The sequence below is a fragment of the Rhodococcus opacus genome (assembly GCF_012396235.1).
GTDB classification, from domain to species: domain Bacteria; phylum Actinomycetota; class Actinomycetes; order Mycobacteriales; family Mycobacteriaceae; genus Rhodococcus_F; species Rhodococcus_F opacus.
Window position 1 is genome coordinate 1 of record NZ_JAAXPA010000012.1, and the last position, 24,875, is coordinate 24,875.

Consider the following 24,875-nt stretch of genomic DNA (forward strand, 5'->3'; position numbering starts at 1 on the left):
CGCCGTCCTCGAGGCCATGAAAATGGAAAACCCCGTCAACGCCCACAAGGCCGGCACCGTCACCGGCCTCGCCGTCGAACCCGGCGCCGCCATCACCCAGGGCACCGTCCTCGCAGAACTGAAATAGCGTGTGAGTACTTGTCAACCGCCCGCGGTTGACAAGTACTCACGGGTGGCGGCCGTGCATGGCGGCCGTCACCCGCGCCGCGGCGTCCCGGACCATTTCACCGATCTCCGCCGTGCGCACACCCGACATCGGCCGGGACGCGTCGGCGACACACAGTACGACTGCGGGTTCACCGTCACGGTCGAATGCCGCGGCATTGATCGACAGCGGCTGGTAGCTGCCCTCCGGGTCGATGTCACCGACCACGGCATCCGCCGACAACAGTGTGCGGGCCTCTCGCAGCGCGACGGTCGAGCGATGCCCGCCCACACCGCGACCGCGGAGTTCCGACACGGCATCCGCAAGCGAATGCTGTTGCTGCTCCATGCATTCCATCGCGTATCCGCGCTCCCGGACGAGCGCGAGGGCCGGCTCGTACGTCGCCCGCAGCACGTCCACCTCGACACCCAGATTCTGCCCGCCGAGGGCATACCATTCCTCGCGCTGCTCCGGCGGGTACCAGGCCGCGATCCCCGAACCGATGGGCGGCGCGAGCAGCACCTTGTCGCCGAGCCGCAGGCCCAGCGTTCCGCGGCGTCCCCCGACCGGTTGCACCACCTCGGCGACCACCACGTCGCTTCCCGATTGCACGAACGCGATGGACGCCATGTCCGACGCGTCGGCCAGTTCGTGCATCACCGACCGCGCGAGGTCGACGACGTCCGTGGCCGTCGTCGCTGCACGTCCGATGGGGATGAGCGCGGGACCGAGACGGTAGGTCTTGCGGGTGGGGTGCCGGATGAGCCACCCCGCCTCGGTCAGCGCCACGACCATCGGATAGCAGGTCGCCTTCGCAACACCCAGGTGCCGGGCGATGTCGGCGAGGCTGCGGGGCGTCTCCGGTTCGTCCGCGAGGAGTTCCGTCAGCATCACGATCCGGTCGGTCTGCGGTGAATTTCGCGCCATGTGTTTGCATAATGCCACTCTGGCGTCGCACTGTGAACGGCGTTACAGTCGAGTCGTCTGAACGATCGCTAAATCACGTGGACCCTCCGTCACAGCCGCTGCAGGAAGTGAAACCCATGAAACGCTTCGATCTACGTCGCCGGACCGACCGACTCGATCCCGAGACGCAGTACGAAGAGATCGCTCGCATTCTCGCCACGCAGGAATTTCCCTGGGACATCAACCAGGCCCTCAGCTTCGCGCTGTTCCGGACGTACGCCGTGCCGACCATCGGGCGGTTGCTGTTCGAGACGGGTGAATTCACCGAACGCGTGCAGAAGCGCTACGACGACACCGGCCTGATCCTCGATGCCGTCCTCGAGCACGGCCTCACCAGCGATCCCGGTCGCGCCGGGATCCGCCGGATGAACCAGATGCACGGCTCCTACGACATCTCCAACGACGACATGCGGTACGTGCTGTCGACGTTCGTGGTGACCCCGGTGCGTTGGATCGACGACTTCGGCTGGCGGAAACTCACCCGCAACGAGATCGTCGGATCCACCAACTACTACCGTGCGCTCGGCAAGTACATGGGCATCAAACAGATTCCCGAGACGTTCGAGGCGTTCGAGAAATTCCTCGACGACTACGAGCGTGAACGCTTCCTCTTCGACGAGGGTGGCCGCGCCGTCGCCGACTCGACGCTCGCACTCCTCTGCACGTTCCCGCCGAACAACCTTGCGCCCGCCGCCCTGATCAAGCGATTCTCCTGGGCGCTCATGGACGATCCGCTGCTCGACGCGTTCGCCTACCGCAGGCCGTCCCGCCTCGCGCGAACTCTGTCGCGGGGTGCGTTGAAGGCCCGCGCCCGCCTCGTCCGGTTCTACCCCGTGCGCACGGTGCCCAAGTTCGCCCGCGACCTGCCGAACATTCGCAGCTACCCGACCGGGTACGAAGTGGAGAAACTGGGCACCTTCCCCAGAACCTGCCCCGTACAGCACACCAACGGTACGGTCGCGCGGGAAAACACCGCATCCTGAACCGCTTTGGAGGTGTGATCGACGGAAAGCCCTGTGTTCGAACTATTCTCGGACACTCGGCGAATGGCGGCGGGTATTACCTGGTTCTGCCGTAACGTGGCTGCGCGTAGAGACCGTCGACAGGAAGGGATTTTGTGCACTTCTCGCGAGGGACCCTGACCATTGCCGCACTGGCAGGAGCGGCCTCACTCGCTCTGGCGCCCACGGCAACCGCCGCAACCACCTATCAGATCTCCGTCGTTCCGCCGCTCGGGACCGTCTACGCCAACAATCTGGTGACGCTCGGCGCGCTGGTCACGCCCACCCCGACCGGCACCGACGGATCCACTCCGGTCGAACTCGAGATCACCGAGCCCGACGGCGACGTGAACACGCGAACCATCCCACTCACCCTCGGTGCCGGGACGGCAGCGATCCGGACGCACGAGGCCGGCCGCTACACCGCCGTGTTCACCTACGCCCCACCGAACGGCACACCCGCCGAGACGACGACGCAGTTCGACGCCGTCGCGTCACCGGGGCTGGGCCTGGGTAGCTGACCACCGGAACCTGCCGAGGCGCATCGCCGGTCAGACGCCGGCGGTGCGCCTCTTCTTCGGTTTGACGGGAGCCTCGGTGGATCCCACCGTCTTCATCGCGATCTCGACGTACTTGCGGGCCACCGCGTCCGGGGTCAGCTTGCCCTCGGCGTGATACCAGCGCGGAATCGACTGGCACATACCGAGAAGTGCCCGCGTCGTCTCCGCGGCATCCGACACGTCGAAGAGCTCCCTCTTCCTGCCTTCCTTGACGATCTCGAGGACCAGTTCCTCCACACCCTTGCGGACGGTGCGGTAACGCTGCCGGTTCTCCGGGCTCAGGTAGCGCACCTCGCTCTCGAGGGCCGCCAGACGGGATCGCATGGTCATCCGCAACACGATCGCCTCGATGACGTTCGCGAGTCGCTGCACGGGATCGTCGCCGCCGTCGGCGCTCGCGGCGTGGGCGCGCTCGAGAACGTCGCTGGTGGAGAGTTCCAGGAGCGCCAGGAGAACGGCCTCCTTGTTCTCGTGGTGGTAATAGAGGGCGGGTACCGTGACACCGACTCGGCGGGCGATGTCGCGCACCGACGTGCCGTGGAAACCGTGTTCGTAGAACGCGTCGAGGGAGGCGCTGAGGATCGGCGTCAACTTCGTGGGTTCGAGGCGGCGCCAGTCCGCTGCGTTGCCGACCTCGGTGGGCGTCGCACCCTTGGATGAGCTGACCATCAAAGACCTATCTACCGCTCGCTATGCCAGGACGGGTCAAGTGTAGCTGTTCAGATAGTCGGCGAAGGTCTGCGGCGGCCGCCCGGTGAGCGCCTCGACGTCCCCCGTCACCACTGCCAACTCACCGGCCGCGATCGCTGCGTACGAGGTCACCCACCCTGCGACCTCGAAGTCCGGCGCCCCGAAGTGGGCGCGGGACGCGTACGCCTCGTCCAGAGTCTCGTTCTCGAAACGCACCGAACGTCCGGTCACCCTCGTGATCGTCTCGGCGGCCTCAGTGAGGGTGAACGCCTCCGGCCCGGTCAGCCGGTAGGTGACGCCGTCGTGGTCGCCGTTGCCGGTGGTGAGGACCGCCGTCACGGCATCGGCGACGTCGTCGGGCGCCACCGCGCTGACCCGGCCGTCCCCGGCGGGTCCCCGGATGACGCCCTGATCGTCGGCCATCAGCGGGATCATCGACTGATACCAGCTGTCCTGCAGGAACGTGTACTTCAGCCCGCTCTCCCGGATGTGCTGCTCCGTGAAGTAGTGGTCGCGGCCGAAGGTGAACGTGCACTCGGGCGCCGCGCCGAGAAACGACAGGTAGACGATCCGCTCCACCCCGGCGGCACGGGCGGCGTCCACCACGGTGCGGTGCTCCTCGCGGCGAGTGGCGCTCTCGTGACCCGAGACCAGGAACAGCAGCCGGACGCCGTCCAGCGCGGCGGTCATCGCCGGACCGTCGGCGTACGTGGCCACCGCGAACGCGGAGTCGAAATGCTCGGCCAGCGGCTCGAGCCGCTCGGCGTTCCGCCCGATCAGCCGGACCCCGGCGCCACCGCCGAGCCGCTCGAGCACCTTGCCGCCGATCGACCCCGTGGCTCCTGTCACTGCAATGGTCATGGCCCGCATTCTCCCAGCGCCGGCCCTCTATCCTGACGCGTATGACTGAACCCGTGGCAACCGCTGACCTGGCAGACGAGATCGGACCCGACATCCGGAGCTGCGACACGCAGTTCATCCAGTTCGGCGGCCGTGAAGTGTTCTCCGGCCCCATCACCACCATCAAGTGCTTCCAGGACAACCTGCTGGTCAAGCAGACCCTCGGCGAGCCCGGCAACGGTGGCGTCCTGGTGGTCGACGGTGACGCCAGCATCCACACCGCCCTGGTCGGCGACATCATCGCCGGACGCGGCGTCGACAACGGCTGGGCAGGCGTAATCGTCAACGGTGCGGTCCGAGACTCGGCGATCCTGAAGACCCTCGACATCGGCGTCAAGGCGCTGGGCACCAATCCCCGCAAGAGCACCCAGACCGGCTCCGGTGAGAAGAACGTCCCGATCGAGATCGGCGGCGTCACGTTCAATCCGGGCGAGACCGTCTACAGCGATCAGGACGGCGTCGTCGTCCGCTGATCCGGCGAGAACCGAGCGGCGGTTCGGTATCTCTCGATGCCGAACCGCTGCGAGGCTCCGAGCGCCGACGCGATGATCCGGAGGAATTCAGCGGTCGTTCGCACGACCCGCTCCTACGGAGGGCGAACTCGATGGCCGTGTATGGGCTGGCCTGCGTGTTCCTGCTTCTACTACCCGACACTCCTGGCCTACGTCGCGAGCACCTTTGCGTACGTGATCAATCCGGCGCTCGCCGCGAACGACCTGTACACGGCCATCATCATCGTCACCCTGTTCTGGACCGGTGAACGCCGTGCACGTCTCCAGCCTGCGGCGACCGGCGAGCGAATTCCCTCGCGCGATGTTCGTCGCCATGGGGCTGGTCCTCGGAATCGTCGCGTACTGGATTCTCTCCGCCATCACCACGCAGGTGTATCTCGTGGTGCACGGGCTGATGTTCGCGCTGCGCACACCGGCCTGGAAACAGGACTGGCGGCCGACCCGCTCGCGGAGGAGGCGTGATGACCACATCCGGTCGTATGGGCCCCGACGACCAGTCCGTGAACACCGCACCGGTCGACGACCTGCACAAGAGACCCGAAAACACCCACTGGATCCTGTGTTCCGTCCTCGCCGCCGCGTTCGTCGGACTCCATCGTCGAAGGTGAGCGACTGGTGATCGCCGTGCACTGCCCGGACAGGTCGGCGGAATTCGAGTCCGCCGTCGCCGATCCGAAGCTCGTGGACGAGAATTAGGGGAACCCCGAGGAGGCGTTGATGTCCGACGAAATCCGTTCCACAGTAGCCGCGCTGATGCCCACGGCGCGTGACGAACTCGCCGAACTGGTGGCCATGCGGTCGGTGGCCGATCCGCGGCAGTTCCCACCGGAGGAATGCGTTCGCGCCGCCGAGTGGGTCAGGGACGCCTTCATCGGAGCCGGGATCGGACACGTCGAACTGTTCGAGACGTCCGACGGTTCACACGCCGTCGTCGGACACCAGCCCGCGCCGGACGGGGCCCCGACGGTACTGCTCTACTGCCACTATGACGTTCAACCGCCCGGTGACGAGAAGCTCTGGCACACCGACCCCTTCACCCTCACCGAGCGGGAGGGCCGCTGGTACGGGCGCGGCGCAGCCGACTGCAAGGGCAACATCGTCATGCACCTGCTGGCGTTGCGCGCACTCGGCACCCCGTTCCCCGTCGGGATCAGAATCGTCGCCGAAGGATCCGAGGAAATGGGCACCGGCGGGCTCGAGAACCTCGTCGAGGCCAGGCCCGAACTCTTCGACGCCGACATGATCCTCGTCGTCGACACCGGAAACGCCGCGGTCGGCAGCCCGACCGTCACCACAACGCTGCGCGGCATCGCGAACGTCGTGGTCCACGTCGAGACCCTGGCCGGGGAGGTGCATTCGGGCATGTTCGGCGGGCCCGCCCCCGACGCGCTGGCCGCCCTCGTCCAGATGCTCGCCACTCTGCGTGACGCGGACGGCAACACCGTCGTCGACGGGCTCGAGTCGGACCAGAAGTGGACGGGCGTCGACTATTCCGAGGCGCAGTTCCGCACCGACGCCGGCGTGCTCGACGGTGTGCGTCTCGCCGGTTCGAGTTCCGTCGCCGACGCCGTGTGGGCCCGGCCGGCCCTGACGATCCTCGGCATCGACTGCCCGCCGGTGGTCGGCTCGGCCGCCGCCATCCAGCCGCGCGCGTCGGCCCGCCTCAACCTGCGGGTGCCACCCGGTATGGACCCGCAGAAGGCGCAGGACGCGCTCGCCGCGCACCTCGAGAACGCCGCCCCGTGGAATGCGCGGGTGACGGTGGAACGCGAAGCGGTGGGCTCCCCGTTCCGCGCGACCACCGACGGCCCCGGATACGCGGCCCTCGGCGCAGCGATGGAGGAGGCGTTCGGGAAGGAACTCGGAACCGTCGGGCAGGGCGGCTCCATCCCGCTGTGCAACGTCTTCTCCGCCGTCGTCCCGACAGCGGAGATCGCCCTGATCGGGGTGGAGGAACCGCGCTGCCTCATCCACGCCCCCAACGAAAGTGTGGATCCCGGCGAAATCGAGAATCTCGCCGTCGCCGAGGCGCTGTTCCTGCAGAAGTTCGCGACCGCCGACCGTCAGGACTGAGAACTCACCCGAGCCGTCATCCCACCGATCTCCACGACGTCCCCGTCCCGCAACTGCCGCCCCCGCCGCACCTCGACCTCACCGTTCACCGACACGAGTCCGTCGGCGATCACTTCCTTCGCCTCCGCACCCGACTCGATGAGGTTGGCGAGCTTGAGGAATTGGCCGAGACGGATGGATTCGTCGCGGATCGGGACGGCGTCGTGAATGTCGGACATGCCTCTATCTTCCCTCTTGACCCAAATCGCGGCCCGACGGCTCACACTGAACACTGGAACACCTGTCTCCCGTGATCGGTACGTATCTCTCGCCGGGAAGGAAACGCTCGATGTCAGCTAGCACCGAGACACACCACGCGTCCGAGGCGGCCGTCCGCACCGCACCACGGCCCCGACCCGCACTCGGCTCGAAGAACGGGCGCCTGCACCAGGTTCCCCACATCGCGGGACTGATCCTGGGCGTCTTCTCGGTGCTCGTGTTCCTGTGGAGCATCTCGCCGGTACTGCGCTACTACGTGCACGTGCCGCGGGAATACGTCGACACCTACTATTTCGACGCTCCGGACACCAGCCTGTCGTGGGCTCTGGTGGTCGCGCTGCTCGCGGCGGCGCTGGCGAGCCGCAAACGCATCGCCTGGTGGCTGCTGACGATCTATCTGGTTCTGATCCTGATCACCAACGTGATCGTGAGCATCACCGACCGGAACGTGAACGCGATGGTCGCCGCCGTGGTCCAGGTGGTGCTGATCGGCATTCTCATCGCGGCCCGGCCCGAGTTCTACACGCGGGTCCGGCGCGGGGCGGGCTGGAAAGCCCTCGGCGTGCTCATCGTCGGTCTCGCGATCGGCACCCTCGTGGGCTGGGCGCTCGTCGAACTCTTCCCCGGCACGCTGCCGCAGGGTGAACGTTTCCTGTGGGCGCTCAACCGCGTGACCGCCCTCGCCGCGGTCGACAACGAACAATTCAGTGGGCGCCCGCACGGATTCGTCAACACCCTCCTCGGCCTGTTCGGCGCAATGGCGCTGCTGGCCGCCGTCATCACCCTGTTCCGCGCCCAGCGCTCCCACAATGCGCTCACCGGCAACGACGAATCGGCGCTGCGCGGGCTGCTGCTGCAGTACGGCGCGGACGACTCCCTCGGCTACTTCGCCACCCGCCGCGACAAGGCCGTCGTGTTCGCGCCCAGCGGGAAGGCGGCCATCACCTACCGCGTCGAGCTCGGCGTGTGCCTGGCAAGTGGCGATCCGATCGGCGACCCGGAGGCGTGGCCCCACGCGATCGAGGAGTGGCAGGCACTCGCGTCCCAATACGGTTGGGCCACCGCCGTGATGGGCGCCAGCGAAACCGGCGCCACCGCCTACAACAAGGCCGGTCTCACCGTGCTCCAGCTCGGCGACGAAGCCATCCTCCGCACCCGCGAATTCAACCTCAGCGGACGCGACATGCGGCAGGTCCGCCAAGCCGTCACCCGCGTCCGGCGTCAGGGCGTCACCGTCCGGATCCGCAGACACCGGGACGTCCCCGCGGAGGAGATGGCCGAAGCCATCCGGCTCGCGGACGCGTGGCGCGACACCGAGACCGAGCGCGGTTTCTCCATGGCCCTCGGCCGGCTGGGTGACCGCCTCGACGGCGACTGCCTGCTGGTGGAGGCGGTCGCCGAGGACGGCGAGATCGACGGCATCCTGTCGCTGGTGCCGTGGGGACCGACCGGTGTCTCGCTCGATCTGATGCGCCGCAAGCCGACCTCGCCCAACGGGGTGGTGGAGCTGATGGTGTCCGAACTGGCCACCACCTCGGACCAATTCGGCATCACCAAGGTGTCACTGAACTTCGCGGTGTTCCGCTCCGTCTTCGAGGAGGGCTCCCGCATCGGGGCCGGACCCATCCTGCGGATCTGGCGCTCGATCCTCGTCTTCTTCTCCCGCTGGTGGCAGCTCGAGGCGCTCTACCGCTCCAACGTGAAGTACCAGCCGGAATGGGTGCCGCGGTTCCTCTGCTTCGAGGACAACCGGGAATTGCTGCGCGTCGGATTCGCGTCGGCCGTCGCGGAAGGATTCGTGACCCTGCCCCGGTTCGGCCGCTCCGGAACCCGGGACGCCCTCGAGCACACCGGCACCCACGCCGCGGTCCCCGCCGCACTCGTCGCCGCCGAAGGACTGCACTCCGACGGCAGCGCACCCGGCGAAGGCGTCGCGCCGACCGCGACCGGACCTAAACGTCCCGAGCAGGTCCGCGTCCGGCTCGACAAACTGCCCGACCTCGCCGAACAGGGTATCGACCCCTACCCGGTCGCGTATCCGCCCACGCACACGGTGACCGAGGCCGTGGAGTCGCCGGAGGGAACGACGGTCCGAATCGCAGGGCGCCTGCTCCGGATCCGCGACTACGGGGGTGTCGTGTTCGCGGTGGTCCGGGACTGGTCCGGGGACATCCAGATCCTCGTCGACGAGGCCCGGGTCGGCACCGATCGCATCCGGGCGTTCGCCGCCGAGTTCGACCTCGGTGACCTCGTCGAGGTCGCCGGCGTCATCGGATACAGCCGCCGCGGAGCGCTGTCGCTGCTCGCGAACGAGTGGCGCATGACCGGCAAGTGCCTGCACCCCCTGCCGGACAAGTGGAAGGGCCTGTCCGACCCGGAGACCCGCGTCCGGCAGCGGTACGTCGACCTCGCCATCAACTCCGATGCCCGCCGCCTGCTCGAGGCCCGCAGCGCCGTCGTGAAATCGCTGCGCGATTCGCTCGGCGGCCGCGGCTTCCTCGAGGTGGAGACCCCGATCCTGCAGCAGGTGCACGGCGGCGCCAACGCGGCCCCGTTCCTGACCCACATCAACGCCTACAACCTGGACCTGTACCTGCGGATCGCACCGGAGCTGTACCTCAAGCGGTTGTGCGTCGCAGGAATGGAGAAGGTGTTCGAGATCGGCCGCGTCTTCCGCAACGAGGGCGTCGATTTCAAACACAACCCGGAGTTCACGATCCTCGAGGCGTACGAGGCGCACAGCGACTACGAGAAGATGATGGTGCTGTCCCGGGAGCTCATCCAGACCGCGGCGACGGCGGCGTACGGACGCGAGATCATCATGCGGCCCGGCCCCGACGGCACGCTGGTGGAGGTCGACATCTCCGGCGAATGGCCCGTCAAGACGATGCACCAGGCGGTCGCCGAGAAGCTCGGCGTCGACGTCTCACCCGAGACGCCCCTCGCGGAACTGCAACGGCTGTGCGACGAGCACGAGATCCCGTACCAGTCCACCTGGGACGCCGGCGCCGTCGCGCAGGAGATGTACGAGCACCTGGTGGAGGACTACACCGAATTCCCCACCTTCTACACCAATTTCCCGACGTCGATGTCACCGCTCACCCGGCCGCACCCCACGATTCCGGGGGTCGCCGCGAAGTGGGACCTCGTCGCGTGGGGCATCGAACTCGGCACCGCGTACAGCGAACTCACCGACCCCGTGGACCAGCGGAACCGGCTCACCGAGCAGTCGATGCTCGCCGCCGGCGGTGACGAGGAGGCGATGGAACTCGACGAGGACTTCCTGCAGGCCCTCGAACACGCCATGCCCCCGACCGGTGGGCTCGGCATGGGCGTCGACCGGGTGGTCATGCTCATCACCGGCGGCAGCATCCGTGAAACCCTCGCGTTCCCCCTGGCCAAGCCGAGGCAATGACCTCCCGTGGCCGGGTCGCCGTCGCTGCGCTGCTGATCCTCGGCGCCGTCGGCTACGCGTCGTGGCTGCTCGAATTCGTCCTCGACACCGGAATCGATCCGCTACGGGGGTTCGCGAGCGAACTCGCCGCCGCGGACCAGCCGTACGGATTCTGGTTCCGCACCGGCGACCTGCTGACCGGATGCGTCGTCGCCGTGGCCGGGGTACTGGGACTGTCGCGGTACTCGCAGGGCTGGGTGACGGCGGTCGGGTGGATCGCGCTGATCGTGTTCGCGCTCGCGACCATCGCCGATTCGCGCCTGCCGATGAGTTGCGCGGCCACCAACGACCCTGTCTGCGCTGCGCGTGAGGCCGCCGGGCACCTGCCGCTCACCCACGACCTGCACGCCGTGACCAGCGCGTCCGCCTCGACGGGAGGCGTGGTGTCTTCCCTCGCGTTCCTGTTGGCCGCGTTCCGCTACCAGTGGCCGACCTGGTTGAAAGTTTCCGGCGTGGCCGTGGCGACGGTGTTCGTCGGCGGCACGGTATGGACGCTGACAGCCGCGGGACTCCGCGGCGAACAGGACGCCTGGCTCGGACTCGGTCAGCGCGTCCAGCTGCTCGCCTTCTGCGGATGGCTGATCTTCGTGGCGCTCAGCGTGATTCACGTCACCCCGGAAAGGGCTGGTTCCACGTGAAACGTCCTGGGGAAATGGTCGCGGGAGTGCACGTGGTGGTGGACGGCGAGGGCCCACCCGTCGTCCTCTACGGCGGCCTGGGCGGGAACTGGTTCGACTGGGACGAGGTGGTCGAACTGCTGTCCGAGACCTGCCTCGTGGTGCGGATCGATCGTCCCGGGTACGGACTCAGTCCCCCGTCCGCCGAGCGTCCGTCCGCCCGTGGCGAGGCGGCGAGAATCGCCGACGTTCTCGACGCGCTTTCCGTGACCACCCCCGCGGTGCTCGTCGGCCACTCGCTCGGCGGCATCTACGTCGAGGCCTTCGCCCGGCTGTACCCCGACCGAACCGGCGGCGTGATCCTGCTGGACGCCACCGTCACGGCCCACCCGCACCGCGTGATCCCGACCCGATGGCGTGTCACGATGGGCAGACGAGCGGCCCGAACGGCCAGCAGGGTGGGGCTGCAACGCCTCCTGGGCCCCACGGTCCGCCGGATCCTGAACCACTCGACACCCCCCGGCGGGATCGCGCCGGGCACCCGTCGATGGGTCGAGCGGATCTACCGCGAGCCCGCGTACCTCGAGTCCTCGATCGTCGAGAACGCGTCGTACCCGGCGCTGGCCCAGGAGCTGGCCGCGCTGCGCGAGACCACGACGATGACGGCACCCGTCGTCGTGGCCGCGGCCCACACTGGACGCCCGACGCCCTGGGGGTCGGCGTGGATCCGCATGCAGCGACAGTTCGCGGAATTCCTCGGCGCCGCGTTCCGCGTCGTGCGTCCCGCGCACCACCACGCCATGATCGATCAGCCCGGCCAGATCGCGGTACTGGTGCGGGAGCTGGCAAGCTGATCGACGTGCAACTGCTACTGATCCGCCACGCGCTGCCCGAGCTCGTCACCGCGTCCGACGGGCGCGCGGACCCCGCACTGACCGAGGAAGGTCACGCCCAGGCCAAGCGGCTGCCTGCCGCGCTGGCCCCGTACCGCATCGCCCGGATCGTGAGCAGCCCGCAGCGCCGCGCACTCGAGACGGCGGCGCCGGTCGCCGAGGCCCTCAACCTTCCCGTCACCGAGTACGTCGGCCTCGCGGAGTACGACTACGACCTCGACCACTACATCCCGTTCCACGAGGCGGAGGCACGGGCGCCGGAGGCCTTCGCCCGGATTCGGGCCGGCGAGTTCCCCAAGTCCGTCGACGCCGACGCGTTCCGCACGCGGGTGTTCGAGTCCCTCGGCCGCATCGTCGACGAGTCCGGCCACGAGGACACCGTCGCGGTATTCGCCCACGGCGGCGTCATCAACGTGTTCCTGCAGCAACTGCTCGGGCTCGACCGACCCCTCGTGTTCCCGATCGAGTACGTCTCCGTGACCCGGGTGCTCGTCTCCCGCAGCGGCGAGCGACGGGTGGCGTCGGTCAACGAGACCGGTCACGTCAGGGACATGCTGCGTCGATAGAACCCGCGAGAACCGCACGCACGGCGATCGGCAGAGCGGTCGGCACGCCCGCTTCGGCGCCCGCACGTGCGACCGTGTCGATTGCCGCCGCGGTGAATTCCGCGCTCTGCACCGGCTCGTACTGCGCGGGAGTGTCGATTCCGACCGCGAACTCCTCGAAGCTTCCGGTCATCGCCTGAAGGAACGGCGCCGCCATTGCGGCGAGTTCCCCCGCGGTGCCGCCGGCGCCTCGGACCATCGCGGCGCCCTGCTCGAACCCGGCGAACATGGCGTACATCGCGCCGAGCAGCGCGAGGTCGTACATCGCCGCAGCGCCGGCGTCGTCGCCGACGAATACCGCACGACCGAACAGTTCCAGCACCGGCCGATTCCTGTCGAACGCCTCCGCTGCGCCGCTGTAGAGCACGAACGTGTCGCCGCCCCCGATCATGTCGGGCACCGCCATGATGCCGCCGTCGACGTACTCCACTCGCGCCGCGCCGGCCCACCGCGACATCGCACGCGCCTGCTCGGGCGTGGTCGTCGTCAGGTTCACGAGCGTTCGTCCACGCAGGTCACCGGCGACGGGCTCGATCAGCTCGTGCACCGTCTCGTCGTCGAGCACGCAGACCAGCACCAGCGGCGACGCCTGCACCGCCGCGGACACCGACCCGGCCGGGTGCGCACCGGACTTCGTCACCGTGTCCGCTTTCTCGGGCGTGCGGTTCCAGACGGTGACCGTGCGACCCGCCCGCAGCAGCGCGACGGCGATAGCCTGTCCCATGGCGCCGAGCCCGAGAACGGTGACGTCGGTGCCGGTCATGCGACACCCCGGGCGGACTGCGACGGTGCGACGATCGCCTCGTACACGCTGCCCGAACCGTGCCCGCCGAAACCGAGGTCGAGGGCGCGCCGGTACAGGTCCCTGACCGCCGCCGGAAGTCGCGAATCGATCTGCGCGTCCTCGCTGGTGGCCGTGATGTGATCGATTCCGGCGGCCATCATGGCGAGGCTCGCCCCGACGTCGGGGTACTCCCGACGGTCGATCTCCTCGGCCGCACCGTCCAGGAAGAACGGCATCTACGCGAGCAGGTCGGAGGCGTAGGGCAGGAACGTCTCGGCCTGCACCCCGGCAGATTTCATCAATGCCGCCGCATGACTGGTGCCGACCAGCGTGGTCATGAACAGATCGAGCAGTGCCTGGTACCAGAGCAGGGCCAGACCCGGATCGGCGCCGACGTACTCCGGCCGCGCTAGGAGCCCGAGCGTGTCGGACCACCGGTCGAGCACCGCGCGCGGTCCGCTGTAGAACGCGTACGCCGTGTCGTCGCCGACCAGCGGGGCCGGAACCATGATGCCGCCGGTGAGGAATTCGGCACCGTGCCGGACAGCCCATGCGGCCGCACGCTCGGCCTCGCGGGGAGTACCGGAGCTCAGGTTGACCAGGACCTTGCCGGCGAGGCGGTCGGCGGCGGGTTCGAGCAGGTCGTACATCGCCGGGTAGTGGGTGAGGCTGACGATCACCAGATCGGCGGCGTAGAGCGCGTCCTCCGCGCTGGTCGCGCGGCGGGCACCTGCCGCGACGACGGTGTCGGCGCGTGACGCGGTGCGGTTGAACACCGTGACCGGCACGGCGTGATCGAGGAGCGTTCCGGCCATGGCGCGGCCCATCGGCCCGAGCCCGACGACGGTGACGGAAGCAGTTGTGCAGGCATGATTCGCTTTCGGAAGTCCGTGCCCGAGTGACCGGGCAACGCTGCGGAGCAACGCCTTCTCCAGTCTCAGCGCGCGCACTACACTCGACAAGTACCCACTTCAAAGTCAGGTACTTACCAAAAAGTCAGTGAGGAGCGTCATGCGCCGACAGCAACGTCCCTACTCCTGCGGCATCGATGCGGCGATCGACGTCATCGGGGGCAAATGGAAGGTGCTGATCCTGTGGGCCCTTCACACCGGTGAGCAGCGGTTCGGCGACCTCAAGCGCCTGGTACCCGGCATCTCGGAGAAGATGCTGATCCAGCAATTGCGGGAACTCGAAGCCGACGCCATCGTGCATCGCGAGGTCTACCACCAGGTTCCGCCGAAGGTCGAATACTCGCTGACCGAACTCGGCGTCTCCCTCAACCGCTCCCTCGAACCGCTCGGCGCCTGGGGCGCCGAGCACATGGACCACATCGTGGCGGTCCGGGAGGTCGAGGCGAACGGGGACAACCTCGACCCGTCGAGCCGCTAGAGGCCCGGAATCCGCGGCAGCGGAGGGAGCGGCGGGGGCGGCGGAAGTGTCGGCAGCTGAATCTGCGGCAGACCGGGAATGAGTGGGCGCGGGGCGGGGGCAGGCGCGGGAGCGGGCTCCGGCACGCTTGCCTCCTCCTCGGCCGGGCCCGGAACCGACACCGCGGCGGACGGCGGTGGCGTCGACACCGGTGCGGGTGCGGGCGACGGGGACATCTGCGCGTCACTCGGCTGAGTGGCGACCGGACGTGCGTCGCCGTCGGAGCTCTGCAGGTGGCTGCCGCCGACGCCGAGGCCGAGTCCGATCACGGCGACGACAGCCAGCGCACCGCCCGCCAGCGCGCCACCGCGGATCACCGGTTTGGCGAATCCCCCGGCGCCGATGCGGTGCGACGTGCCCGAGTGCTCCTGTGCCAGCAGCGCAGCGCCCTCCGCGGCCACCAGTTCCGGCTGCGCCGGCACGATCACCGGGAGCGCGAGCCACGACTCCATCAGAGACGCGACCAGCGGAATATGCGCGCCGCCCCCGATCAGAACCACCGCGTCGGCAGCCCGCCCGGACGATTCGATCACCTCGCGGGCCAGGCGCGCCGACGCCTCGACGTGGCGCACGATCAGCGAGTCGAGGATGTCCTGCGAGAGCAGGAGCAGGCCGCCGTCGCCGGGCACGCAGACCGCGGTGTTGGTGGACAGCTCTTCCTTGGCGCGTCGGCAACGGGCATCGAGCGCCGACTCCGCGGCCGCATCGGCCGGTGGCGCAATGCGCTTCTCGTCGAGCTGGTGGTCGCGGATCAACCGGTCGACGACGTCGCCGCTGATCTCGTCGGTGCGAGCCGTCCCGAGCACCGTGCCGGTGAGTCGGTCGACCACGGTGACGGTGAGGCCGGAGCTGCCGAGGTCGTAGAACACGAGCGTCGAATGGTCGCCGAGCTGTCCCGACGCCTCGAGCATGCGGAGCGCGGCCGTCACTTCCGGGACCAGCCGGCAGTCGATCGCGGCCTGCACGGCAGCGGCCTGCGCCTCGTCCCGGTACGCGACACCGAAGACCTGCACGTCGTCGGCGGCGCGCTCGGCCATCACCGTTCCGATGGCGTCGGCAACCACGTGCTCCGGGTGCTCGCTCGCGACGTCCACCGGGAATGACCGGAAGACGGCCCCCTCGTCGTCCGGATACGCCACGCGCACCGCGCTGGCACCCACCGATACACCGAGAACTGCAACCATGGAACGACTATAACGGTTTGATCACGGAACGCGTGTCGGGGCCTCGCGGCCTCCACCTTCGTTATATGCGCTCAGAGTCCGGGTATCCGGGGAAACTCCGGCATCGGGAGCGGCGCGGGCGGCGGAATCGTCGGGAGCTGAAACTGCGGCAGACCTGGAACGAGCGGAGTGGGTTCCGGCGTGGTCGGCGGAGCCGACGACGCGTCGGACGGCACGACACCCTGTGCCTCGGGAGCCGCCGGCGCCCGAGTCGGGCTCTGCGTCTGCGGCTGCGGCTGGTACGTGGTGCGCACCTCGGTCTGCGGCGGGATCACCGGCTGCTCGTCGACCACCGACGGGGCGGCTCCCGAAGGCGGGGCCACTTCCGCGGTCGTCGTGGGCTGCGGCGGTATCACTTGCCGCGCTGCCGGCGCCTGCGTGTTCGACTGCGTGGCGGCCGGTTGCGCGTCCTCCTCCGCACCTTGCAGGAGGTCAGTGCCGACGCCGAGTCCGAGACCCACCGCGGCGACCACGGCCACGACACCTCCGGCGAGGACGAGGCCACGACGCTTCCGGATCGGTGCCGACTGCGACTCGGGCTCCGGCTCCCTCTCGGATCCGAGCTCCAACTCGGACTCGGGCTCGAACTCCGGCTCGGGCTCGAACTCCGGCTCGAACGGGTGGTCCGGCGCCACCGCCGCGACGAACTCGTCGGACGTCGGACGCGCCAGCAGGGCCGCACCCTCCGCCGCCACCAGTTCCGGCTGCGCGGGGACGATCACCGGAAGGTCGAGCCAGGACTCCATCACCGATGTGACCAACGGAATATGTGCGCCACCGCCGATCAGCACGGCGGCGTCGGGGAGGCGTCCCGAGCGGCGAATGACCTCCCGGGTCAGGCGCGCCGACGTCTCGACCGGGCCGACGATGAGCGAATCGAAACTGTCCTGCGACAGGAGAAGAAGACCGCCCTCGCCGGGCATGCACACCGCACCGTTGGTGGACAGCTGTTCCTTCGCATCGCGGCACCGCGCGGCGAGCGCGAGCGCGGCTGCCGCGTCGGCGGGGTGCGCGAAGCGGTGCAGTTCGAGTTGGTTGTCACAGATGAGCCTGTCGACGAGATCGCCGCTGATCTGGTCCGAACGCGCACTGCTCAGCACCATGCCGGTGTCCCGGTCGACGACGGTGACGGTGAGACCCGAACTGCCGAGGTCGTAGAACACGAGTGTCGAGTGGTCGCCGAGTTCTCCGGACATCTCGAGCATCTGGAGTGCGGCCGTCACTTCGGGGACCATCTGGAAGTTGCCGATCTGGAGCCGGGCCATCGCGGCCTGCACGGCACCGGCCTGCGCCTCGTCCTGGTACGCGACACCGATGGCCTGCACCTCGTCGGTCTCGTCGCGCTCGGCGAGCACCGTCCCGATGGACTCGGCGGCCAGTTCCTCCGGCCGTTCGAGTGTTGCGGTCACCGACCGCGATTGGAAGATCGGCGTTTCGAGAGTCACGGCGTCGTGGCACGCGAAGCGCACCGCGCTGGCGCCTACCGATACACCGAGAACTGAAGTCATGACGCAGACTATAACGGTTCGGTCACGGGTCTCGCGCATGAAGCAGACCGGACGGCACGTCAGGCGCTTTTCGGCCGTACCCCAGTGACGCACATCGGGTTCCCGTTCGTGACATCCACGTCGAAACCTGCGGAAACAAGAGCCCGCGTGGCGGTATCCGCAACACGCCGAGACTTGTCACGGTCGTGTACGGACACCGCTCCGCCGTACACGAGGTGCAGGATTCCGCCCGGTCGGAGCGCCTCCCACAGGACGCGTATCTCAGCGGTCGCGTCACGCACCCAGAACACGTTGACGTTGACCGCGAACGCCTTGTCGAAGGAGGCCTGATCGCAACGAAATCCGGCGACGTCGGTGTTCCGGAGCACCACCGTCCCCGTCGAGACGTGGGCGTCGTTGCGCCGCGCCGCCCGTTCGATCGCCGTCGTCGATCGGTCGAGCGCGGTGATCCGTCCGCCGTCGAGTTTCTCCGCGACCAGAGAAATCGCTACACCCGGCCCGCAACCCACCTCTAGGATCCGATCGCGAGGATTCACGTCGAGACGATCGACCGCCCACAGCACCCGACCGGGAATGCCCGCAGCCCTCACGGCATACCACCTATCCGAAGCGCCCCAGTAAGGACACCATGCGGGACCTCACCTACTTCGTCGGCATCACCATCGACGGCTTCATCGCCGGCCCGGACGGCGACATCGGTTTCTTCCCGATGCACGACGACATCCTCGGATTCATGGCGCAGGAATACCCGGAGACGATTCCGACACACCTGCGGGAGCAGTTCGGCGTCGACGGCGCCAACAAGCAGTTCGACACCGTGATCCAGGGCCGCGCAACGTACGAGCCCGCCCTGGCCGTCGGCATCACGAGCCCGTACGCGCACCTGCGTCAATACGTCGCTTCCCGCACTCTGACCGAAAGCCCCGATCCCGCCGTCGAGATCGTCGCCGACCCGCTCGAGAAGGTCCGGAAGCTCAAGGCCGAGGACAGCGCGCTGGGCGTCTGGGTGGCGGGCGGTGGCGAGCTCGCGGGCACCCTCCTGCCGGAGATCGACGAACTGGTCGTCAAGCACTATCCGGTGGTGGCCGGCCGCGGAACTCCGATGTTCGGCGGCGACTTTCGGCCCACCCACTTCGATGTCGTCCACCGGGAGGCCTACCCGAGCGGGGCCGCGGTCAGTCGGTTCCGGCGGCGCGTGTGACGCCGACGTGGGTGCCGAACCACTGCAGCGTTCGTGCCCATCCGTCCCGGGCGGCCTCCTCGTTGTACACGGCGGGACGGTCGTCGCAGTGGAAGCCGTGTTCGGCGTCTGCGTAGCGGACGATGTCGGTGTCCACCGGCGCGTGGGCGACCGCGGCGCGCAGCTCCTCGACTTCCTCGGTCGGAATCCCCTTGTCGCGGTCGCCGAACAGGCCGAGCCACGGCGTACTCAGCTGCCCGGCGACGTCAAGTTGCGATGGATACCCGAAGCGTCCGTTCGCGACGCCTCCGCCGTAGAAACTCACCGCGGCCCCCAGGTCGAGGCGCGTCGCCGTGTGGAACGCGACCGTTCCGCCCATGCAGAATCCGACGATCGCGGTGTTCCGCGGGTCGATCGAGGCCGCCGACAGGGCCGCGACGGCCCCGTCGACGTCCTCGTCGATGTGCGCGGCGGTGAGCTCACCGATCAACGACATCGCCGACTTCATGTCGTCGTACTCCAGCACCGGATCGCCGCTCCGGTGGAACAGGTGCGGCGCGACCGCGTGGTACCCGGCGGCGGCGAAACGGCGGCAGACGTCGACGATGTGCCCGGTGACGCCGAACGCCTCCTGGATGACGACGACACCGCCGCGGACGGGACCTCCAGGGGTGATGCTGGTGAGTGGTGTGGTCACGAACTACGACTCTAGGAAACCGGCTTCAGCGGGTGGATCGCCGGTGCCCCGGCGAGGTGCTCACCGAACGTCCCGAGCGCGGCCTGGAAGTGCGGCGACTTCATGTGCGCGTCGACCGCCTCCTGACCGGTCCACACCTCGACGGTGACGAAGGTTCCCGCGACCGCGGCTGATTCGAACACCTCGTACGAGATGCAGCCCTCTTCCTTGCGGCTCTCCGCGGCCAGCGCGGACAGTCCGTCGCGGACGGTGTCCTCGGAACCGGGCTTGGCAGGAATGGTCGCTACGACATGCAGATCGGACATCGACTCCCTTTCGTGAACGCCACCTCGTGTGGCCCGTCTCACGTAAGCACAGTTGGGTCGGCTAGGAAACCCGAAGTCGCGTCAAATAATCGGTGACCTTCGGTTCGTCCCAGCCGTGCGCTTCACGGAGACCGTCCGCGATGGTCGCGAGATAGGCGGGTGCCGGTGCGTTCCTGGCGACGACGTCGCCGCGGGCCCGGGTGGTGAACGTGCACATGGGAACATCGTGGCGGGCTCCGAGAGTGACCAGGCGGTCGTAGCAGGCGGGTTCCTGCGCGTGGATGTCCTCGAACTGCTCCTGTGTCACCAGGAATGCGCGGGCCGCGACGGTGCCGGGCGCGTCGGGGTCGTAGAACGCGCGGCCGCCGCCCCAGATCCGTGACTCTCCCGCGAAGAACACCGAGCCGGGTATCACCACCGGTACCGACTCGCGGGGGGCGCTCGCGTCACGGGCGCCCGTGTGCACGAGGTTGCCCCCCGCCGGGCAACCACCACGCAGGTAGCAGGTCAGACGCGTCGTCGCCATGTTCGATCCATAGCTGACGTACCAGATCAGCACACACACGACCGTACTCGGACAAGATGGTCACATGAGTCTTCTCGGCGAAGTAAGAGGCTGGCGCAGCGGTACTCGGAAGCATCACCGCCTGCGGGACCTCGACGGCACTCTCGTCGTCGTCACCGGTGGCGGCAGCGGGATCGGCCGCGAGACCGCGCTGGCGTTCGCGTCCGAAGGCGCTGTCGTGGTGGTCGCCGACCGCGACCTCGAATCCGCGCAGCTGACCTCCGATCTCATCAACTCCGCCCAGATGAAGGGCGGCGGTGCGGTGGCCATCTTCGGGGGCGGCTCCCACGCGTATCAGGTGGACGTCGCGGTGGAGGACGAGGTGCAACGCTTCGCGGAGAAGGTGCAGGCCGAGCACGGCACCCCCGACATCGTGGTCAACAACGCCGGAATCGGATATTCGGGCACGTTCACGAAGACCCCGCAGAAGGATTTCGAGCGGGTGATGGACGTGAATTTCTGGGGTGTCGTCTACGGCTCCCGCGCGTTCTCCCAGCAGATGATCGACCGCGGAACCGGTGGGCACATCGTCAACCTGTCGTCCGCCGCGGCTTTCACGCCGCAGAAGCGACTCACCGCGTACGCGACGAGCAAGGCCGCGGTGTTCATGCTGTCGGACTGTCTCCGTGCGGAATTGGTGAACCACGGCATCGGCGTCAGCGCCATCTGTCCCGGACTGGTCCACACCAACATCGTCAAGGCCACCGACTTCGCCGGCGCCACACCGGAGGAGCAGACGAAGATGCGGGACCGGGCCGACAAGCTCTACCGCAGACGCGGTTTCACCCCGGACCGGGTGGCGACGCAGATCGTGAGGGCCGTCAAACACAACAAGGCCGTCGTCCCCGTCACGCCCGAGGCCAAGTTCGGGCGTGCGCTGAGCCGCCTGGCCCCGGGCAGCATGCGGCTCGGCGCACGCTTCGACCTCGGCTGATCCGAAACGTCGGGGGTGGGTGCCTGCACCCGACCGGTGTAGGCGTCCATGCTGTGGTACACACCGAGCCGGTCGGCCAGACGGTCCCAGGCACGCACCGGCAGCACGGCTTTCGCCACCCGCGACAGATACAGCGACCGCGGCAGCATCAGCAGAGGCTTCCCCTGCTTCATCGCCCGCCACGACCGGGCCGTGACGTCCTCCGGGCTCAGGATCGGGGCGAACAGGGGGTTCTTCACACCGTCGAACATGCCGGTGGAGATGTAGCTCGGGCACACGGTGGTGACCTTGACGTGCCCGTGGCCGGCCTGGACCAGTTCGAGTCGCAGCGAATCGCTCCAGCCCAGGGCAGCCCACTTCGACGCCGCGTACACGGCCATTCTCGGTGTCGCCACGGTCCCGGCGGCGGAGGCGATGTTCACGATGCGGCAGTCCCGGCCGCGGTCCTCGATCATGGCGGGCAGGAACTCGTTCGTGATGTACATCGGTGCGAGCGTGTTGACGTCCATCACGAATCTGGTGTCCGACTCGTGGTCGTGATCCCAGAAGTACTTGCCACGCACCACCCCGGCGTTGTTGACGAGCACGTCGGGACGACCGACCGCGTCCCGCACCTCGGCGGCCGCCGTGCGGACGGATTCGAGGTCGGCGACGTCGACGACGTGTGCGCTGACGGTGCACCCCGATTCGCGCAGTTCGTGCGCCGTGCGTTCGAGCGCGGCGGCGTCGATGTCCCACAACACCACCGTTCCGGCGCGATCGGCGGCGGCGAGCCGGGCGAACAGACGCCCCATCCCCATGGCCGCCCCGGTGATCAGGACCGTCTTGCCCGCTACCGAGAATCCCACGTCATGCTCCCCTGCGGTCGATACCGGCCGGGCCGGCCGGCTCGTGGTAGAGGGTTTCGATCCGATCCTTCAACGTGGCCTGTGCACGTCGCAGCGCCTGCCACACCACGGGTGCGGCGACACCGCCGAGCAGTTGTCCGGCCGGTCTGCCGGGAGAGTGGTAGCGGAAGGCGACGGTGAGCTCCGTTTCGTCCGGGCTGACCGCGTCGAACGTCCAGACCGATCCGTGCACGCCGTGATCGGCCTCGACGACGAGCCGGCGACCCGGGTCCGATTCGACGACCCGGGCGCGGGACGGCAGCGTGATCGCACCGGGCACGGTCGCCGGATCCGCAAGGTACTCGAAGGCCATCGCGGGCGGAACGACGATCACCGTGGTGCTGCGTAAGCCGATCATCGAACGCCCGGAACTGCGGGGGCCGGACAGGCAGAGCTGAATGGACAAGACGGATATCCCAACGTGTCGACGTCCGAGACAGAAAATGTGTGGTACATCGATGTACCGCATACTGCCGACGGTATACGGAAACGCAGCGACAGGGAAGACTACGATTCGATTCGATGACGAAACCCCAGCAAGACGCCGGTGACGGGCGCGCTGCCCGGTGGCGCGGCCAACGCGAGAAGCGGCGCTCGGAGTTCGTCGAACGGGCACTCGTCGCCATCGACGCAGAAGGTCCCGACGTGTCGGTCGCGACGATGGCCGTCTACGCCGAGGTCGCGCGAACCCGCATCTACCGGCACTTCGACGACAGCACCGACCTCAAGAACGCCGTCGCCCGGCGGGTCGCGGCGATGATGCTCCTCGAATACGCCCCCGTGATCACCGTCGACGGCGCACCGCACGCCATCCTCACCCGCGCCGCCCGCACCCACCTCGACTGGGTCACCGAACACGCCAACCTGTACCGCTACCTGATGTCGTTCTCCCCCGCGGCCGGAGAGGTGCGGCGGGCCATCAGCACCGCGGTCGCCGACATGCTCCACCCCTACCTGGACGCTCTCGGCGCGCCCGCCACCGCGACACCGCTGGCCAATGCGCTGATCGGGATGGTCGAGTCGGTGTCCGCGGAGTGGATCGATCGACCGGGCGGCACCGACGTCGGCGCGCTGACCGAACAGCTGGCCGCGTGGGCGTGGGCGCTGGTCGACGCCACGATGCGCAGCCGCGGCGCGGTCCTCGACCCGGACCGTCCCCTACCGGCCCCCGACGACCTCCGCACGTGAGTGGGAAAGCGTGCCGGAACACACATTCCCACTCACGTGCGGGACCAGCGGGTCAGGTACTCGCGCTCGGTGGCGGTGATGCGGCGTAGCCGCTGGGCATCCACGTCCGCGACGGCCATCTGAGTGGTGGCGGTGACGGCAGGCGGGTCGGTGATCGGGGTACGGGCGCCCCGGACTTCGTAGCCGATGGTGAAATCCACCGCCCGGTGCTTGGCGATCCACATGGTGATCCGCAGGGGACTGTCGGAGTGCCGCAACTGTCCTCGGTACTTCACGTGGATGTCGGCGATGAACGCGCTCGTGATGAGCGACGAGTTCTCGCTGCCCTCGCTGAGCAGCCAGTCGATCCGGGCCTCTTCGAGCAACGTCACCATCCGCGCATGGTTGATGTGCTGAAAGGCGTCCATGTCGGACCACCGAACGGTCACGAAGGCGTCGTAGCCGACGACGGCGGCAGGGGTGTCAGTCACGTTGGACATCATCCCCTGCCGCCGTCGGCCGAACTCACGCGATGTCGCGCAACCAGTTCCTCAGCCACGTCGTGGCGGGCGTACCCGATCCGTCGACCGCGTACCTGGTGTAGTCCTGGTGAGCCTGCGACTTGTAGAACTGCTCCAGCTCGTCGATGCGCTTCTCGTTGGACTGCTCGTCCAGCTGAGCCATCAGGGCCGGCACACCGCCCACAGCGAGGATGTCGTTCCAGATCGCGAGCGCTTCCTGCTGGTAGCGCCCGAACAGCGTCGGCGTCGGATCCGACGTCTGCGCGAGGAACCCGGCGAGCCGCGTCACGAAGTCTTCCTTCGGCGTGGAGCAGTACAGGTCGCCGTACGCGCAGAAGGTGCGCGTGTTCTGGCTGACCCAGCCGAACCCGCCGATGCGGGGACCACCGGCGCCGCTGCCTGCGACGGCAGGGCCGACGAGCGCGTCGGTCGGCGACCGCCGCGGATCGGACACGAGTCCGACGGCCGCGATCTTGTCCGCGGGCACCACACCGAGGCCGGTGCCGATCTCCGCAGCGAGATCACCCGCCGCGTCGGCGCCCTGGCTGTACCCGATGATCGACAGCTTCGTGTCGGGGCACTGCTGCGACATCGACGACAGCATGCCCTTGGCATTGCTGACCGCCTGCGCCTTCGAGCGCCCGTACACCTCGGACTCCCACGGGAAGGCCGTGGCGGCGTACGTGACGTAGTCGGTGCGGATCGACGACGGCAGACCGTTCGTCACCGCGGACAGCAGACCCGGCGTGGGCCTGACATTGTCCTTGGTGGACGTTTCCCACGTCCCCGGAATCGCGACCACGTACAGACTCGGGCAGGGGTCCGCGTTCGCCACTGCGCTCGTGCCCGCTACTCCCGATACCACCGGGATGGCTGCCGCAGCAGCCACTGCGGTCAGAAATGCGACAACCCGTTTCATTGCCATGGCCTCAACCTGTTCTCCCCTTCGCCGTCCTGCAGACGGGATGCTGCCAGGGCGACGTGACCTAAAGATGCACGATC

At 68.3% G+C, this 24,875-nt stretch carries 29 protein-coding genes and 2 pseudogenes; 15 read left to right on the forward strand and 16 right to left on the reverse strand.

The window, feature by feature from the left end; translation table 11 throughout:
- A partial coding sequence (locus tag HGB39_RS17545) for an acyl-CoA carboxylase biotin carboxyl carrier protein subunit (RefSeq protein WP_168442935.1) occupies window positions 1-127 on the forward strand: 127 nt, incomplete at its 5' end.
- Between the two features lie 39 nt (window positions 128-166).
- On the opposite strand, the gene HGB39_RS17550 is transcribed toward HGB39_RS17545, so the two are convergent.
- On the reverse strand, window positions 167-1,072 hold the full coding sequence (locus tag HGB39_RS17550) for an IclR family transcriptional regulator (protein ID WP_005563997.1): 906 nt from the start codon (window positions 1,070-1,072) through the stop codon (window positions 167-169).
- A gap of 116 nt (window positions 1,073-1,188) precedes the next feature.
- On the opposite strand from HGB39_RS17550, the gene HGB39_RS17555 reads away from it, so the two are divergent.
- Together HGB39_RS17555 and HGB39_RS17560 are read left to right on the forward strand one after the other, a co-directional pair.
- Complete coding sequence (locus HGB39_RS17555; RefSeq protein WP_005563995.1) at window positions 1,189-2,094, forward strand: oxygenase MpaB family protein; 906 nt, start codon at window positions 1,189-1,191, stop codon at window positions 2,092-2,094.
- Window positions 2,095-2,228: 134 nt separating this feature from the next.
- The gene (locus HGB39_RS17560; protein ID WP_005263374.1) at window positions 2,229-2,633 is read left to right on the forward strand and encodes a hypothetical protein; all 405 of its coding nucleotides are present in this window, start codon (window positions 2,229-2,231) and stop codon (window positions 2,631-2,633) included.
- A gap of 30 nt (window positions 2,634-2,663) precedes the next feature.
- Here HGB39_RS17560 and HGB39_RS17565 read toward each other — a convergent pair whose 3' ends face one another.
- Entirely contained in the window at window positions 2,664-3,341 is a 678-nt protein-coding gene (locus HGB39_RS17565; protein ID WP_064080691.1) for a TetR/AcrR family transcriptional regulator, read from the reverse strand.
- A 36-nt stretch (window positions 3,342-3,377) separates the two neighbouring features.
- Entirely contained in the window at window positions 3,378-4,223 is an 846-nt protein-coding gene (locus HGB39_RS17570) for an SDR family oxidoreductase (RefSeq protein WP_064080690.1), read from the reverse strand.
- Window positions 4,224-4,264: 41 nt separating this feature from the next.
- Here HGB39_RS17570 and rraA point away from each other — a divergent pair, with 41 nt between their 5' ends.
- The 4 genes from rraA (at window position 4,265) to HGB39_RS17590 (ending at window position 6,847) form a co-directional block, all read left to right on the forward strand.
- Entirely contained in the window at window positions 4,265-4,735 is a 471-nt protein-coding gene (rraA, locus tag HGB39_RS17575) for a ribonuclease E activity regulator RraA (RefSeq protein WP_005563989.1), read from the forward strand.
- Between the two features lie 141 nt (window positions 4,736-4,876).
- Window positions 4,877-5,236 carry a hypothetical protein gene (locus HGB39_RS38790; RefSeq protein WP_231137780.1) on the forward strand — a complete coding sequence of 120 codons (360 nt, stop codon included), beginning with the start codon at window positions 4,877-4,879 and terminating at the stop codon, window positions 5,234-5,236.
- Window positions 5,236-5,382 carry a hypothetical protein gene (locus HGB39_RS17585; RefSeq protein WP_005263378.1) on the forward strand — a complete coding sequence of 49 codons (147 nt, stop codon included), beginning with the start codon at window positions 5,236-5,238 and terminating at the stop codon, window positions 5,380-5,382. The genes HGB39_RS38790 and HGB39_RS17585 overlap by 1 nt, the downstream gene beginning before the upstream one ends.
- Before the next feature lie 109 nt (window positions 5,383-5,491).
- Window positions 5,492-6,847: a dipeptidase gene (locus tag HGB39_RS17590; RefSeq protein WP_064080689.1), complete on the forward strand. Its 1,356-nt coding sequence runs from the start codon at window positions 5,492-5,494 to the stop codon at window positions 6,845-6,847.
- Here the strand turns inward: HGB39_RS17590 and HGB39_RS17595 are convergent.
- Window positions 6,838-7,065 (reverse strand): RNA-binding S4 domain-containing protein, encoded by a 228-nt coding sequence (locus HGB39_RS17595; protein ID WP_005263380.1) that lies wholly within the window; start codon window positions 7,063-7,065, stop codon window positions 6,838-6,840. The genes HGB39_RS17590 and HGB39_RS17595 overlap by 10 nt on opposite strands.
- Window positions 7,066-7,175: 110 nt before the next feature.
- Here HGB39_RS17595 and lysX point away from each other — a divergent pair, with 110 nt between their 5' ends.
- From lysX to HGB39_RS17615, 4 genes are read left to right on the forward strand one after another with little or no spacing between them, the layout of a single operon-like run.
- Window positions 7,176-10,520 (forward strand): bifunctional lysylphosphatidylglycerol synthetase/lysine--tRNA ligase LysX, encoded by a 3,345-nt coding sequence (gene lysX, locus HGB39_RS17600; protein WP_064080688.1) that lies wholly within the window; start codon window positions 7,176-7,178, stop codon window positions 10,518-10,520.
- The gene (locus HGB39_RS17605) at window positions 10,517-11,197 is read left to right on the forward strand and encodes a DUF998 domain-containing protein (RefSeq protein WP_054247538.1); all 681 of its coding nucleotides are present in this window, start codon (window positions 10,517-10,519) and stop codon (window positions 11,195-11,197) included. Before lysX ends, HGB39_RS17605 begins: the two co-directional genes overlap by 4 nt.
- A 14-nt stretch (window positions 11,198-11,211) precedes the next feature.
- Entirely contained in the window at window positions 11,212-12,030 is an 819-nt protein-coding gene (locus HGB39_RS17610) for an alpha/beta fold hydrolase (RefSeq protein WP_005563982.1), read from the forward strand.
- A 5-nt stretch (window positions 12,031-12,035) separates the two neighbouring features.
- Window positions 12,036-12,635 carry a histidine phosphatase family protein gene (locus tag HGB39_RS17615; RefSeq protein WP_005563981.1) on the forward strand — a complete coding sequence of 200 codons (600 nt, stop codon included), beginning with the start codon at window positions 12,036-12,038 and terminating at the stop codon, window positions 12,633-12,635.
- Here HGB39_RS17615 and HGB39_RS17620 read toward each other — a convergent pair.
- On the reverse strand, window positions 12,613-13,437 hold the full coding sequence (locus HGB39_RS17620) for an NAD(P)-dependent oxidoreductase (protein WP_064080687.1): 825 nt from the start codon (window positions 13,435-13,437) through the stop codon (window positions 12,613-12,615). The two genes, HGB39_RS17615 and HGB39_RS17620, sit on opposite strands and share 23 nt — an antisense overlap.
- Window positions 13,434-14,408 (reverse strand): annotated as a pseudogene (locus HGB39_RS40225) (NAD(P)-dependent oxidoreductase). The gene HGB39_RS17620 and the pseudogene HGB39_RS40225 overlap by 4 nt, the downstream one beginning before the upstream one ends.
- A gap of 61 nt (window positions 14,409-14,469) precedes the next feature.
- Here HGB39_RS40225 and HGB39_RS17630 point away from each other — a divergent pair.
- Window positions 14,470-14,847, forward strand: coding sequence for a winged helix-turn-helix transcriptional regulator (locus HGB39_RS17630; protein WP_005563979.1), 378 nt, complete (start codon window positions 14,470-14,472; stop codon window positions 14,845-14,847).
- On the opposite strand, the gene HGB39_RS17635 is transcribed toward HGB39_RS17630, so the two are convergent.
- The 3 genes from HGB39_RS17635 to HGB39_RS17645 all read right to left on the reverse strand — a co-directional run bounded on the left by HGB39_RS17635 (window position 14,844) and on the right by HGB39_RS17645 (window position 18,207).
- Window positions 14,844-16,070 carry a DUF7159 family protein gene (locus HGB39_RS17635; protein ID WP_005263389.1) on the reverse strand — a complete coding sequence of 409 codons (1,227 nt, stop codon included), beginning with the start codon at window positions 16,068-16,070 and terminating at the stop codon, window positions 14,844-14,846. The two genes, HGB39_RS17630 and HGB39_RS17635, sit on opposite strands and share 4 nt — an antisense overlap.
- A 71-nt stretch (window positions 16,071-16,141) precedes the next feature.
- Window positions 16,142-17,617: a DUF7159 family protein gene (locus HGB39_RS17640; protein WP_198432380.1), complete on the reverse strand. Its 1,476-nt coding sequence runs from the start codon at window positions 17,615-17,617 to the stop codon at window positions 16,142-16,144.
- Between the two features lie 59 nt (window positions 17,618-17,676).
- Window positions 17,677-18,207, reverse strand: coding sequence for a class I SAM-dependent methyltransferase (locus HGB39_RS17645; RefSeq protein WP_005561102.1), 531 nt, complete (start codon window positions 18,205-18,207; stop codon window positions 17,677-17,679).
- Window positions 18,208-18,245: 38 nt separating this feature from the next.
- On the opposite strand from HGB39_RS17645, the gene HGB39_RS17650 reads away from it, so the two are divergent.
- On the forward strand, window positions 18,246-18,818 hold the full coding sequence (locus tag HGB39_RS17650) for a dihydrofolate reductase family protein (RefSeq protein WP_005561104.1): 573 nt from the start codon (window positions 18,246-18,248) through the stop codon (window positions 18,816-18,818).
- Here the strand turns inward: HGB39_RS17650 and HGB39_RS17655 are convergent.
- The 3 genes from HGB39_RS17655 to HGB39_RS17665 form a co-directional block, all read right to left on the reverse strand.
- Window positions 18,793-19,494 carry a dienelactone hydrolase family protein gene (locus HGB39_RS17655; RefSeq protein ID WP_005561107.1) on the reverse strand — a complete coding sequence of 234 codons (702 nt, stop codon included), beginning with the start codon at window positions 19,492-19,494 and terminating at the stop codon, window positions 18,793-18,795. The two genes, HGB39_RS17650 and HGB39_RS17655, sit on opposite strands and share 26 nt — an antisense overlap.
- An 11-nt stretch (window positions 19,495-19,505) precedes the next feature.
- Entirely contained in the window at window positions 19,506-19,799 is a 294-nt protein-coding gene (locus HGB39_RS17660; protein WP_005249047.1) for a putative quinol monooxygenase, read from the reverse strand.
- Window positions 19,800-19,860: 61 nt separating this feature from the next.
- Window positions 19,861-20,358, reverse strand: coding sequence for a hypothetical protein (locus HGB39_RS17665; protein ID WP_005263402.1), 498 nt, complete (start codon window positions 20,356-20,358; stop codon window positions 19,861-19,863).
- A 31-nt stretch (window positions 20,359-20,389) separates the two neighbouring features.
- On the opposite strand from HGB39_RS17665, the gene HGB39_RS17670 reads away from it, so the two are divergent.
- Window positions 20,390-21,298, forward strand: a complete 909-nt coding sequence (locus tag HGB39_RS17670; protein WP_005263403.1) for an SDR family NAD(P)-dependent oxidoreductase — start codon at window positions 20,390-20,392, stop codon at window positions 21,296-21,298.
- A gap of 11 nt (window positions 21,299-21,309) precedes the next feature.
- Here HGB39_RS17670 and HGB39_RS17675 read toward each other — a convergent pair.
- Together HGB39_RS17675 and HGB39_RS17680 are read right to left on the reverse strand one after the other, a co-directional pair.
- Window positions 21,310-22,146, reverse strand: a pseudogene (locus HGB39_RS17675) (SDR family oxidoreductase); the annotation flags it as partial.
- A 1-nt stretch (window position 22,147) separates the two neighbouring features.
- Window positions 22,148-22,591, reverse strand: a complete 444-nt coding sequence (locus tag HGB39_RS17680; RefSeq protein WP_005561109.1) for an SRPBCC family protein — start codon at window positions 22,589-22,591, stop codon at window positions 22,148-22,150.
- Window positions 22,592-22,707: 116 nt separating this feature from the next.
- Here HGB39_RS17680 and HGB39_RS17685 point away from each other — a divergent pair, with 116 nt between their 5' ends.
- Window positions 22,708-23,373 carry a TetR/AcrR family transcriptional regulator gene (locus tag HGB39_RS17685; RefSeq protein ID WP_005561110.1) on the forward strand — a complete coding sequence of 222 codons (666 nt, stop codon included), beginning with the start codon at window positions 22,708-22,710 and terminating at the stop codon, window positions 23,371-23,373.
- A 32-nt stretch (window positions 23,374-23,405) separates the two neighbouring features.
- Here the strand turns inward: HGB39_RS17685 and HGB39_RS17690 are convergent, their stop codons facing one another.
- Together HGB39_RS17690 and HGB39_RS17695 are read right to left on the reverse strand one after the other, a co-directional pair.
- Window positions 23,406-23,855: an acyl-CoA thioesterase gene (locus tag HGB39_RS17690; RefSeq protein ID WP_005561111.1), complete on the reverse strand. Its 450-nt coding sequence runs from the start codon at window positions 23,853-23,855 to the stop codon at window positions 23,406-23,408.
- 22 nt (window positions 23,856-23,877) lie between these two features.
- Window positions 23,878-24,792, reverse strand: a complete 915-nt coding sequence (locus HGB39_RS17695) for a cutinase family protein (RefSeq protein ID WP_039953080.1) — start codon at window positions 24,790-24,792, stop codon at window positions 23,878-23,880.
- Window positions 24,793-24,875: the final 83 nt, after the last annotated feature.